The organism is Mucilaginibacter sp. SMC90, from assembly GCF_022811725.1.
Lineage (GTDB): Bacteria > Bacteroidota > Bacteroidia > Sphingobacteriales > Sphingobacteriaceae > Mucilaginibacter.
This window is the reverse complement of sequence record NZ_CP094527.1, coordinates 6,799,098-6,810,852: the sequence shown is the minus strand read 5'-3', so window position 1 is coordinate 6,810,852 and position 11,755 is coordinate 6,799,098. Positions and strand designations below refer to the sequence as shown.

Genomic DNA, 11,755 nt, shown 5'->3' with positions numbered 1-11,755 from the left:
AACGGGCTCAATTAATAACCGGGATTAAAACCTTGTTTGCTTCATTTATCCAGATATCGAATCCCAATGGGTTCCAGTGCGAATCGCTGCGGTAAAACAGGTTGCGCTTATCGGATCTGAAGGTTTTATATAACGATAATACAGGCAGATCTGTTTTTTGCTCAACCCTTTCTAACAGGTGATTATAGCGCATCCTTTTATCGTCATAAACAGAAACCGGATTAGGGATCACCGAAAGAAAGACTTTTTTAAAGCCGATATCCAGGTAATAATCACGTGCGATACCCAGGTTACGGGTGATAGCATATATTTCATTTTCAGTTTTAGGCCTGAAAGCTGATTGTACGCTGGTGGTATCTACCGTAGTATTGAAAAGCAATCTTTTTTTATCGGTGCTTACAACTACTTCGTTAACAACACGGCCAAAAAGCTTATAGTTTATTGATGCTTTTGCCTCTTTGAAAGGTGTTGCCAGTTTATTATCGAAAAGAATAAGTTCAAGGTTACGGCTCAAATCTTTATGAAAGATGATCCTCCCCAGGCGATCAAAGATAGATTCATGCGGAAGTGGCACACCTCCGGGAGAGGGTGCATTACTGAAATTTACAGCTTTGTTAATGTCATTGGCCGTCCATCGAATTTCAAAGGTTTTATTAATATCATAACCAATAAGGTTACGCTCTGTAAATTCCATTACCAGGTAGTTTTGTTTAGTTGTATCCAGTTTAATAGGGCCGAAAGCGAAACGGCGGTCAAGAAATATCACATCATCAAAGGCATCAAAAGCTCCTGAAAGTGTTTTATCGGCCAAATAGCTATCACCTATTATATAGAGTATATTATTGGTGTTTTGCTTACCCGGCTTGCGGTTATATTGCTTAAACGGTTCAAGCCTGAATTTATACTGGGGCAGAAAAGAAACACCGTAAAGATCGCCGTAATCCCATTTGTCTGAATGAACAAAAGCCGCTTTATACAAGGCGCTTTCATGCACCATTTGAGGGTTCAGGTGATCAAATTGTTTTTCAAACTTTATTTTAGTAACAAACGCCTGGTTCATGGAAGTAATCAGCAATGCCACGCTGATAAGCAATATGAAAAGCCCGATGATCTTACGCATCAAAACTGGAAATAAATAAACTGAGCTTCATTAAATATCCCCAAAAAGTAACAGGCCAACACTAATACACCTGTAATTAACAATTTGCCGGTGTTTGAATAGTCCTTCGCTTTTCGCAAATGGCGTTCACCTAATAGCAGGGCAATAATGACTAAAGAGCAATACCAAATTTCATGTACCGACATGAGGTTGCCCGCCGAATAGGTAAAACTGTTACCACTAAATATTTTATTTAAAATATAGCAAGCATCGGTTACAGTATCTGCTCTGAAAAATACCCAGGCCAGGCAAACCAGGTTAAAGGTGATGAGCCATTTCAAGAAAGTAAAGCCTTTAATACGGATATTATATTTATTGAACAGCTGGTAAGCAATAAGCAGCAGCCCATGAATTAGCCCCCAAACAAGATACTTCCAGTTGGCTCCGTGCCAAAGGCCGCTTATCATAAACACAATAAGCAAATTGATGCAGGTTACCTGAAAGTTAACCCTGCTGCCCCCAAGCGGGATGTACAGGTAATCACGAAACCAGGTAGAAAGCGAGATGTGCCAGCGTTTCCAAAAGTCAGAAACATTGGCGGCAAGGTAAGGGAAGTTAAAGTTTTGCATCAGCTCGATACCCAAAACTAAGGCAGTACCAATGGCAATGTCCGAGTAACCGCTAAAGTCGCAGTAAATCTGGAATGCAAAAAAATAAGTAGCTACCAGTAACTCGAGCGCCGAATGGTTATGTGCATTAGTAAAAACAGGGTCGACGTAGAGGCCCAGCCTGTCGGCAATTACTACTTTTTTAAACAATCCCATAGCCATAAAAAACAAACCTGTTACCAGGTTTCGGCTCTGAAAGTTATTAATGCGATGCAATTGCGGCAGAATATGCTGAGGCCGCTCAATTGGGCCTGCCACCATTTGCGGGTAAAACATTACATACAATGCATACAGGCCAAAATGTCGCTCGGCAGGCTGATTGCCCCGGTAAACCTCAATGGTATAACTCATAGCCTGAAACGTATGGAACGATAGGCCGATTGGCAATATAAAATCAAGCAATGGTAGTTGCGGGCCGTGCAATGCACCCGACAGCAGGTTCAGGTTCCCTGCTAAAAAGTTGAAATATTTATAAAATGCCAGTACGCCAATATTAGTTGCAAGGCTTAAAATAAGATAAAGTTTGCGGGTTTTACCCGTGGCTTTTTCTATCAGGATACCAGCACAATAATCAACAACAATGGTAAAAAGAATAATAAGAATATATACCGGCTTAAAGTACATGTAAAAATAACAGCTTGCGGCTAAAAGCCACATCCACCTTATTTTATGCGGCAGCAGGTAATAGGTAATGGTTACAATTACAAAAAATACCAGGAACAGCAGGGAGTTAAAAAGCATTTAGGAATTTAATTGTGTTTTTTTTGAACAGCACGCTGGTAGTTGTAATTTTTTATTTGGGCAGTACACTCGTACCATGCCCAAAATACAGAAAGGAACAGGCCAGTAAGGCCGTCTTTATACCCCTGCCTGGATTTGTAACTATATTTAAAGGAGCGGAAAGGCTCGGCTATGATACCTTTAATGGTAGCCCGCCTTCCTGTTTTATAACGGGCCTCGCCCTCGTTTTTTAAGTATCTCAGGTGTTTTTCAAACAGTTTTTTATAGCCCGACATCCAGTAATGATGAATGAAGTTTTTGCCGGTATATTCAATATTGAGGGTAGAATATCCGGGTAAAACTTTCCGGCCAACGTGTACCAGTGCTTTAAATTCAAAACGTTTGTTGTGTACCAAGAGGGTCCTTCGGCTAATGCCTCCCCAATGGGTACCCGTTAGCTTTTTATTTTTAAAATAAAATATCCAGGGGGCTGTAATTTCACCCACTTTTTCAAGTTCATCAGGCTTGCTGAAGAGCATCGAAATCTCCTCAATTAATTCCTGGCTTAGTGTTTCGTCCGGGTCGGTAATAAGCAGCCATTCGTATTGGGTGCTGTTTGCATATTTTGCATGGATCCATTCACATCCGTCAACTTTTTCGTGAAGTATAACCCGGGCACCTAAACTTTCGGCAATTTCTCTTGAACCATCAACAGAGCCCAAATCAAAATACAGCACCTCTTTACAAAAGGACAGTTGGGGTAGGCTGTTTTTTAACAGCGGTGCCTCATTGTAGCCAACAACTATAGCTGAAATGGGAAGTTTCAATTGTTTAATGGCTTGCCGAATTAAATCTGGAGCCGAGTTGGGTGAACTTTAATCTGCATCTGATTATAAATGCACTCAGATAACCATAATATTTAGGGTGTAAATAAATCTCGTCGGTTGATAGATACGCTACCCTGACATAGCCTTTGCTTCTCATAAAATGAAAAATATCTGGTGTCGAATAATTATTTTCAACTACAACCACTTTTATTTTCGACGCTTCGTAATCTATTGCATGCAAAATTTTTAGCTCACCACCCTCGGTATCAACACTTATGAAATCAACTTTTTTAATGCCGTTTTTTTTCAATGCGTTGTTAACATCAAAACATTGTACTTCAGTTTCGGTGATATAGCCACCGTGTTCTTCAATGGTTTTGTTAATCCGATCCAAATGCCTTTCGTCGTACTGTGATTTTAAGCCGCTTAGCATCTCACCATAGCCATGTACGTTGTAAAATGTGTCCAGGTAGTCCTTATCCGATGCGCAACCATTAATATTAATTGAATTTCGGTTTTTTTCAAGTTTATTAAATGCTTCGGCAAGCGGTTCAAAACAGATTCCGGTCCAACCTAAGTTTTTCTCAAAAAAATAAGAGTTACTTATAGTGACCCCATCATTTGCACCAATATCTATAAATACGCCATTCTTTTTATTTTTAAATAACACCTCATTTAAAAACTTATCCTGTTCGTATTGGCTATAATATTTACCCATGTTAAAGTTTAAGTGATCAACTAAACCAGCTGTAAAGCTTAATCCTGATCCGGTTTAAAAAAACGATCTTTTTCCATTCGTGAACGGTGCCATGTGCGTCGGCAGCCCATATTTTCTGATGATCGGCCTCCCATTGTGCTTTCATTTTGGATGAATGGGTTTTGGCCTGGTCATGTACGTTAGCTACAGAAAGCGGCTCCTTGATCAACGCCCTGCTGTGTCCTTTTACCAGCCTGAGCCACAGTTCGAAGTCAAGGGAGCAGTGAAGCTCTTCCCAAACCGGCTCATGAATACCGGCGCTCCAAAAGGTAGATGGCTGAACAAGGCTGGGGATCTTGATAAAATAATCGATAAAAGGTAATACCCTTGTTATACTTGTTTTACCTGATAGTACATTATAGTCGTTTCCGTAGCCGTATATAAAATCGGCTTTGGTGCTCATAAATTTGCTTACAACCTTGTGAAAAACGCCCTTCAGGTAATAATCATCACTATTGATCCAAGCGTGGTACCTGCCCGATGAAAGGCTGAACCCCATATTAATGGCATGGCTTTGCCCGTTATCTTTTTCGCTTTGATAATAGCTAAGCCAGGGGGCATATTTTTCAATGATCTGTTTGGATTGGTCAGTGCTGCCGCCATCAATAATGATATACTCCAGGTTGGGGTAATTTTGTAGGAGCACAGCCCTGATGGTTTGCTCCAGAAAATTAGCCTGGTTATAGGATGGCGTTACGATGGTAAGCTTTGGCCAGTTTATTTTGTTATCATAAACGGTTGGTTCCACCTGCTCGTTCCAGGGCCAGCCTGTTCTGTCGGGTGGAGGCGATGGTAAAAGGTGCAATAATCCGTTACTGGTGCCTGCTACTACAGGTAGAGGCAACTGAACACCTTTGCTGATAAAGTTTGAACGATATGATTGAAGATCGGGAAGGTTCATATTTATTGTTTAACCTACGATCTCCAGGAATGTCCGGCCCACCTTTTTAACATTTTCATGATAAGTATTTTTTTCAAATAGTGGGGGAGGGGACAGCTGTTCATTGGCCTGTTCAAGTAATAATGCCAGCTGACCGGAATCATAAGGATCAAAAAAGCGGGCCGAACTGTCAGCCAGTTGCTCTCTGTGGATTTCGATATCAGAAACCAGCAAAAATTTGTTCATCAGCTTGGCATCCTCAACAACCGTGCTCCAGCCTTCAAACAACGAGGGCTGAATAATGGCAATAGCATTATTCATTAGCTGAAGCTGGTCCCGCCGGTCAATAAATCCCAGGAAGCTAATATTGTTGCTCAGGTTGTTTTGTTCAACAAAAGCTTTCAATTCTGTAAAATAATGTGGATTTCGATAATCGTTGGTATTACCGGTAAAGGCCGCCGTAATTTCGATGCCTTTGGCTTTTAACGCTTTAACAGCCTTTAGTACCACTAATTGGTTTTTATGTTTCCAAAACTGGTTGGGACAAATGAAATATCTTTCAGGTAACTGATATTTTTCGAGCAGTGATTTAATATCAAGGTTATGATAGGGAGGATGCGTTACCGCAAAAGGCATAACGTTTACAGTAACCTTATGCTTAGGGAAAATAGATTTAAAATGCCCAAGAGCTGTATTACTACTTACAATCAAATGCTCGGCCGAAACCTGAATTTCTTCCTGATATTGCAGACGAGGGGCAATATCTTCTTTACTGAAAAATTCAGGTGCAAAATGCTCCTGGAAATCAGCCACCCAATATATTTTCTTTTTTGCTGCTGATTGCTGTTCACTTTTATAATAAGGGAAAATAGCATCGAGTCCTTTAATTTTCTGATTAAACAAGCGGATTTTAAACAGCCTGTTTGTTACCCTGTTCATAAATTGAAATGCTTTATTAGCTTCGCCCGAACCGAGTTGAAAGCTGATATAAGGGTATTTGAACTTTTGCCGGGCTACTTTAAAGTTTTCGTAACTATCGGTAAGTAAAACAATATGCGGCTTCTCCTCATCATTGAGCGAGTTTAATGCGTTTATAAGGTTTTCGATATAATAGGTGCCGCCTATCCAGTTTTCGTTATAGGCATAACTTAACCCTATTCTTTTCCTTTTAGCCATTTACAATAGTTATTTATGCCGTCGTCAAAGCTTACTTGTTGTTGATAGCCCATGCTGATCAATTGGCTGTTATCTGCCTGCCAGTACAATGGGTCGCCAATGCGGTTGGTACCTGTAAATGATAAAGCGCCGCTAAAGCCTATGTACTTTAAAAATGTTTCGGCAGCTGTTGCTATAGTGATTGTATTATTATTGGCAATATTTGTAATACTAAATCCCGGTTTATTCGCAGTGATAAACAGGCCCATGGCTTTTACAATATCAGTTACATGAATAAATTCGCGTGTTTCGGTTCCAGTGCCAAATAGTGTTATGTTGTCCTGGCTTTGTGATTTTTTGTAAAGGTCCCAAAACAGTTGTTTTTTTAAACCTTCCCCATAAGCCGAGAACACGCGGAAGATATGAACGCTTAATCCGAAATGATCATGATACAAACGGCAAAGTTCTTCGGCCTGTTTTTTATGAATACCGTAAGGTGAAAGGGGGGCAAGCGTATGAGTTTCTTTAATTGGTTGTACTTGTGGATTGCCGTAAACTGCCGCGCTCGACATTTGGATGAGCCTGCAGCCGCTGTTGCCCTCTTTTATTGCGTTGACGATACTCACCAGGTGATGAACATTTAGCAGATAGTCGCGCTCAGGGTTATTGAATGATTCTGGTACCGATGCTGCACCTGCGCAATTAATACACCAGTTAAACCGATGATCGCTGAATACTTTTTTAAAATCGGCATTGGTAGCATCAATTAAAAAGTAGTTAGGATCGTCATATTCTACCATTACATCGGCACCATAAACTTCATGACCTGGCTGGCTTTTAAAGTAGCTATAGCAAGCCGAACCAATAAATCCTTTAGAGCCTATGATAAGTATTTTCATTGCTGAGGTAGTGTTTTTATAAATTGTGCGGGATTACCTGCAACCATAGTAAACGGTTCAACATCTTTAGTAACCACTGCTCCGGCTGCAACAATGGCTCCTTTACCAATAGTGACGCCTTTTAAAATTACAGCGTTAAGGCTGATCCATGCATAATCATCAATGATGATTGGGGCAGTAAGTACGTTGCCTTTATCGGCCCAATGCCCGTTGCGTAACAAATCCATCCATCTGTCGGCCCGCTCAATAGCTTCAAGCTCGTGAGCGTTGGTATCCATAATATTTACATTGTGCGAGATCTGCACAAAATTGCCGATGGTTATACTTTCGCCCGACCAGATCCTGGTATGATCGCCAATGTAACAGTTTTCGCCAATTGTAATTTTGCCGCCGTATTTAAATATGTTAAGCATTCCGCGGATATGGGTTCCTTTGCCTACTATTATCCTTGATTTATCAAGCGAATTTGATACTACTGCCTCCGGGTAAAAGGTAGCGCCAAGGTCGGTAATGCTTAACTGGATATTGCGTTTGCTTTGTTTTTCCTGAAGCAGGTGAATTAAATGAACAAGGTTGATCTTTTCAAAAAAAGCCAGTAGTGCCCTTTTTATAAACTGTTTCATGATTTTATTTTCAATAACCTCAATGCCTTGTTCAATATAGAACTTTTGTATCTTTTGTTAAGATACGCGTAAACCTGCTTCAAATAATCGATATCCAAAAGCATTTTTTGGGGATGGATCAGCGGAAAGTTCATTGCGTTTAATGTTAAACTGGCAATGGCATCATCTGCCGAATGTGTATGGGTGCCGTTTCCGTAACCTATGTTTTTTACAAGATTTACGGACGGGTTAATGGCCGTGCCGTTGTTAATTAAGATGCTGTAAAACCATTGAATATCCCAGGTATTTAATGATTTGTTGAAAGATGATTCAAACATGCCATAATAGCTGTTATACCATTCTGGAGTACCAAGCTGGGTTTTGATCTTCGCTTTTGTTTCCTGTTCAGGCCAGCTTTTCATTTCTATATCATAAAGGCTCCATGCACGTTTCCATGTAGCCCAGCCCCAAATGCCGCCGTGTGCCAAATGATATGATTGTGTGTTTTTTTTCCAGCCCTCAGGCAATAAGTTTGAACCTGATATCGACATTACCTTGTTGTCAAAGCGATATTTTTCCAGTAACTCAGCACAAAAAGGGAAAAATGTTTTGTCGGGCAGGCAGTCATCTTCTAAAATAACACCTTCGCTTACGTTTTCAAAAAACCAGCTGATAGCTTCACTAACTGCCGATCTGCATCCCAGGTTTTTATCTCTTAGCAACGTTTTAACCTCACAGTTCCAGTTTATGCGTTCTATTATTGAACGTGTTTTGGTACATAAGCCGATATCGTCAGGTTTATCCGGCCTTGGCCCATCGGCAGCTATATACAGGTATTGAGGTTTAATTTCGGCTATTGCTTCAAAAACCATATCTGTAAAATCCGGGCGGTTAAATATTAAAAATAGTACGGGTACAGGATAGCCCATAATTTCAATGGCCGGTTAAAGCCCGGGATGTTTTTACAGTATTTAATATTTGTTTTACATGCTGATATTGATCTTTTATCAGCGCCCTGTTAGTTAGCAATGATTTGAGCTGACCACATTTTTGATAGTATGAAATTTTTTGTTCGACGCTTATTGGACGGAATTTAACTGCTTTTTGATAAGACAGACTAACTATAACCCGGGCCAGCGATTTAGCTGCCAAAAGCAGGTCATGCTTTATGCTTTGCTCAATAGTCCGTTTATTATTAACCAGGGTAAAATACCCATTGAGTAAAACGCTGCTGTAGTTTAGCCAAAATGCCGCCTTTAACACATAGGCGATGTTTTGCCTGTCGAGCGGAACAAAGTGCTTAAACTTCAGGCTATCATCGGCTACTATCTTATAGCCCATTAAGTAATTCATCAGGCACATTTCAACGTCCTCGCCCGAAAGCAGTTTTTTACCTATGCGGCCGGTTGTTACCTGGTGCCAGTTAGCCTTTTTTAATTCAAGTAATATACTTTTGCGGTAAACAGACCCGGCACCATAAACCCAGTGACTATCGGCAGCCCATGTTTGAGGTCCCCAAACTGTAGTGGATTTTATTAGTTTTTCAGAAAGCGCCACCGGTTGTTCGGCCTCTATCAATCCGCATCCTCCCAATACACCTATCTGGCTATCGTTGCTCATTATTTGAAACACGCGCTCAACATAATTGTCAAAAAGCCAGTTATCATCATCGCAAAAAAGGAGGTATTCATATCTTGCATGACTTAAACCCATGTCCCGGGCATGGCTCAATCCGGCAACAGGTTGGTTCACGACGGTAAAAGGGGGATTGGTTAATCCGTATTTCTCCCATTCAGTTTTTGCGATAGCTGCGGTATCATCTGTCGAAGCGTTATCAACAATAATAACTTCCCATTTAACAGATGCAGGCACCTTTTGTAAGGCCAGGTGTTTAATGGTTTCGGGAAGCCGTTTGCTGCTATTATAACAACACACAATAACTGATACTCCGCTATTCAATTTTTCTAATTAACCGATTTGTCCGGGAGCATTATATCCAATAACTTTTTTGACGACGAAGGATCGAGGGTGAATTTGTTTATCAATTCGTGGTTGGATGATTTAATTTCCTCGTCGAGTTTAGTTTGATTTGCCCTGATGGCCTTTATCAAAGCGGTAAGTTCGGCGGTGGTCCGGCAATAAGCAATTGAGTTCGAAAGCTCATTTTCCCATGTGCTGTCAACGTTGTAAAGGATGGTTTTGAGTCCATGCCTGATACCTTCCAGTCCCGAGAACCCTGTAAATTGGCCAATGGTAAAATTTATAAAATATCCGTTTCTAACGGTTTCATCTAAATCATGCAAGGGGATTGATGTTTTGGTAAAGGTGACGTTTGAAGAAACCCCCAATTTATTGGCCAGGTTAAGTATATTTTGATATACCTGCTGGCTATAAATTGCCCCAATAAAAAGAATATTTACGTCGGTTATTCCTTCGCTTTTTAGTGTGTGGAGCACTTCAATAAGGCTGGGGAACGAGTTTTTATCTTCCGCAATACGTGATACCACATTTAAGTTAATCATTTAAAAAAAGCTTAAATAGTACCTTTTTGCATTTTACCGGGACGCTTTTTTCGTAATTGCTGAATTCTGCTTCCTGGTACGGATTGATGTATACTATAGTATCATTGGCATTATCAAAATAGCTTTCAGGAAAATTATAGGCTCCCTGAATAGCGTTGGTAATGTGCCAAAAAAAGCGGTGATTGTGGGGGATTGTATCCTTTGCCCGATAAATATTGTATAAGCCTATAACATGAATGCTTTCATATATAAAGCTGGCAAAGAATTTCAATTTGAACGACCAGTATAATGACCTGCACATCCTTAAAGGCGACCGGAAATTTTTGATCCCTGTAAGCCTGGTCCTCACAACTTTAATTTTTTTTTGCTTAAAGATATCGTCGTAATATTCCTTTTGGTAGTTCTCCAAAATTAATATAGTAGGTTCAATGTTGTTTTTTTGTGCAAACGTGGCCAGCTCATACATCAGCTTTTCTGCGCCGCCAAGAACCAGCTGTCCATTTACAATTAAAATTTTACGCATAAAACTTTTTGATGGTTTTACATACGTATTCAATTTCCTCGTCGCTCATTCCGGGGTTCAGCGGCAAGCTCAGGCAGGTTTCTGCAAGCTCTTCCGCTATCGGGAAATCGCCTTTTTGATAACCGAGGTGGCTATATGCTTTTTGTAAATGGGCTGGAACTGGGTAGTGGATCCCGGTGCCTATCCCGTGGTTATTTAAATGTTTTTCCAATGCATCGCGTTTGCTGGTGCGTACAACGTATAAATGGTAAACATGCTCTGCTCCCGATGCGATGGCGGGCAATGTAAGCTCGTTGATGCCTGCAAGCTGCTCATAGTAGCCTTCGGCTATTTTTCTTCTTTCATCGATCCATCCGTTCAGATATTTCAATTTCACCGAAAGAAAAGCGGCCTGTAACTCATCAAGCCTTGAGTTTAGGCCGATAACCTCGTTGTAGTATTTTTTTTCGGAGCCATAATTGCGCAGCAGATTTACTTTATGTGCCAGGCTGGCATCACTGGTGGTTAAAGCCCCTGCATCGCCATAGGCACCCAGGTTTTTTGTTGGATAAAAGCTGGTGGCATTGATGTGGCCAAAACTGCCGGTGAGTTGTTCGTTATAAGTGCAGCCCTGTGCCTGGGCATTATCTTCAATAACAAAAAGATTGTGTTTGCCTGCAATTTGCATAATGGCATCCATTTGGCAGGCCTGGCCATACAAATGCACCGGCATTATCGCTTTTGTTTTAGGGGTAATGGCCGCTTCGATCAAATGTGGATCTAAATTATAAGTAAACCTATCCGGTTCAACCGGTACTATGGTTGCCTTTACCTGCGATATGGCCAGCCAGGTAGCTATAAATGTATTTGAGGGTACAATAACTTCATCACCTTCGCCTATATCAAGTGCCTTCAGGGCTAAATGCAATGCATCAAGGCCATTACCTACACCAATGCAGTGTTGAACCTTATTATATACAGCATAAGCTTTTTCAAAATCGCTGACTTCCTTGCCAAGTATGTACCATTTATTTTGGAAAACGCGTTCGAATGCCGCACGGATTTCTTCCTCAACTAAATTATTCTGGCCGGTAAAAGATAAAAAGGGGATGTTCATTAATTCG

13 protein-coding genes are annotated in these 11,755 nt (G+C 40.7%); all 13 read right to left on the bottom strand.

The window, feature by feature from the left end; translation table 11 throughout:
- Positions 1–7 precede the first annotated feature (7 nt).
- The 13 genes from MTO98_RS28320 to MTO98_RS28260 are packed head-to-tail and all read right to left on the bottom strand — an operon-like array spanning position 8 to position 11,748.
- Positions 8–1,120 (bottom strand): hypothetical protein, encoded by a 1,113-nt coding sequence (locus tag MTO98_RS28320; RefSeq protein ID WP_243482330.1) that lies wholly within the window; start codon positions 1,118–1,120, stop codon positions 8–10.
- Positions 1,120–2,508 carry an MBOAT family protein gene (locus tag MTO98_RS28315; protein WP_243482329.1) on the bottom strand — a complete coding sequence of 463 codons (1,389 nt, stop codon included), beginning with the start codon at positions 2,506–2,508 and terminating at the stop codon, positions 1,120–1,122. Before MTO98_RS28315 ends, MTO98_RS28320 begins: the two co-directional genes overlap by 1 nt.
- Positions 2,509–2,516: 8 nt before the next feature.
- Entirely contained in the window at positions 2,517–3,314 is a 798-nt protein-coding gene (locus tag MTO98_RS28310; RefSeq protein WP_243482328.1) for a glycosyltransferase, read from the bottom strand.
- 4 nt (positions 3,315–3,318) lie between these two features.
- Positions 3,319–4,032, bottom strand: coding sequence for an FkbM family methyltransferase (locus tag MTO98_RS28305; protein ID WP_243482327.1), 714 nt, complete (start codon positions 4,030–4,032; stop codon positions 3,319–3,321).
- A gap of 16 nt (positions 4,033–4,048) precedes the next feature.
- Positions 4,049–4,972 carry a glycosyltransferase family 2 protein gene (locus MTO98_RS28300; RefSeq protein ID WP_243482326.1) on the bottom strand — a complete coding sequence of 308 codons (924 nt, stop codon included), beginning with the start codon at positions 4,970–4,972 and terminating at the stop codon, positions 4,049–4,051.
- Between the two features lie 9 nt (positions 4,973–4,981).
- Positions 4,982–6,127: a glycosyltransferase gene (locus MTO98_RS28295; protein WP_243482325.1), complete on the bottom strand. Its 1,146-nt coding sequence runs from the start codon at positions 6,125–6,127 to the stop codon at positions 4,982–4,984.
- Positions 6,106–7,005, bottom strand: a complete 900-nt coding sequence (locus tag MTO98_RS28290) for an NAD(P)-dependent oxidoreductase (protein WP_243482324.1) — start codon at positions 7,003–7,005, stop codon at positions 6,106–6,108. Before MTO98_RS28290 ends, MTO98_RS28295 begins: the two co-directional genes overlap by 22 nt.
- Positions 7,002–7,628, bottom strand: a complete 627-nt coding sequence (locus MTO98_RS28285) for a DapH/DapD/GlmU-related protein (RefSeq protein ID WP_243482323.1) — start codon at positions 7,626–7,628, stop codon at positions 7,002–7,004. The genes MTO98_RS28290 and MTO98_RS28285 overlap by 4 nt, the downstream gene beginning before the upstream one ends.
- Positions 7,625–8,536 carry a nucleotide-diphospho-sugar transferase gene (locus tag MTO98_RS28280; RefSeq protein ID WP_243482322.1) on the bottom strand — a complete coding sequence of 304 codons (912 nt, stop codon included), beginning with the start codon at positions 8,534–8,536 and terminating at the stop codon, positions 7,625–7,627. The genes MTO98_RS28285 and MTO98_RS28280 overlap by 4 nt, the downstream gene beginning before the upstream one ends.
- Before the next feature lie 4 nt (positions 8,537–8,540).
- Entirely contained in the window at positions 8,541–9,566 is a 1,026-nt protein-coding gene (locus tag MTO98_RS28275) for a glycosyltransferase family 2 protein (protein ID WP_243482321.1), read from the bottom strand.
- Positions 9,567–9,571: 5 nt separating this feature from the next.
- Complete coding sequence (locus MTO98_RS28270; protein ID WP_243482320.1) at positions 9,572–10,129, bottom strand: hypothetical protein; 558 nt, start codon at positions 10,127–10,129, stop codon at positions 9,572–9,574.
- The gene (locus tag MTO98_RS28265; RefSeq protein ID WP_243482319.1) at positions 10,122–10,652 is read right to left on the bottom strand and encodes a hypothetical protein; all 531 of its coding nucleotides are present in this window, start codon (positions 10,650–10,652) and stop codon (positions 10,122–10,124) included. Before MTO98_RS28265 ends, MTO98_RS28270 begins: the two co-directional genes overlap by 8 nt.
- Positions 10,645–11,748 carry a DegT/DnrJ/EryC1/StrS aminotransferase family protein gene (locus MTO98_RS28260; protein ID WP_243482318.1) on the bottom strand — a complete coding sequence of 368 codons (1,104 nt, stop codon included), beginning with the start codon at positions 11,746–11,748 and terminating at the stop codon, positions 10,645–10,647. The genes MTO98_RS28265 and MTO98_RS28260 overlap by 8 nt, the downstream gene beginning before the upstream one ends.
- Positions 11,749–11,755 lie beyond the last annotated feature (7 nt).

Coding starts and splice junctions, on each gene's coding strand:
- MTO98_RS28320 (WP_243482330.1), bottom strand. CDS start 1,120: ATGCGTAAGATCATCGGGCTTTTCATATTGCTTATCAGCGTGGCATTG.
- MTO98_RS28315 (WP_243482329.1), bottom strand. CDS start 2,508: ATGCTTTTTAACTCCCTGCTGTTCCTGGTATTTTTTGTAATTGTAACC.
- MTO98_RS28305 (WP_243482327.1), bottom strand. CDS start 4,032: ATGGGTAAATATTATAGCCAATACGAACAGGATAAGTTTTTAAATGAG.
- MTO98_RS28300 (WP_243482326.1), bottom strand. CDS start 4,972: ATGAACCTTCCCGATCTTCAATCATATCGTTCAAACTTTATCAGCAAA.
- MTO98_RS28295 (WP_243482325.1), bottom strand. CDS start 6,127: ATGGCTAAAAGGAAAAGAATAGGGTTAAGTTATGCCTATAACGAAAAC.
- MTO98_RS28290 (WP_243482324.1), bottom strand. CDS start 7,005: ATGAAAATACTTATCATAGGCTCTAAAGGATTTATTGGTTCGGCTTGC.
- MTO98_RS28285 (WP_243482323.1), bottom strand. CDS start 7,628: ATGAAACAGTTTATAAAAAGGGCACTACTGGCTTTTTTTGAAAAGATC.
- MTO98_RS28280 (WP_243482322.1), bottom strand. CDS start 8,536: ATGGGCTATCCTGTACCCGTACTATTTTTAATATTTAACCGCCCGGAT.
- MTO98_RS28270 (WP_243482320.1), bottom strand. CDS start 10,129: ATGATTAACTTAAATGTGGTATCACGTATTGCGGAAGATAAAAACTCG.
- MTO98_RS28265 (WP_243482319.1), bottom strand. CDS start 10,652: ATGCGTAAAATTTTAATTGTAAATGGACAGCTGGTTCTTGGCGGCGCA.
- MTO98_RS28260 (WP_243482318.1), bottom strand. CDS start 11,748: ATGAACATCCCCTTTTTATCTTTTACCGGCCAGAATAATTTAGTTGAG.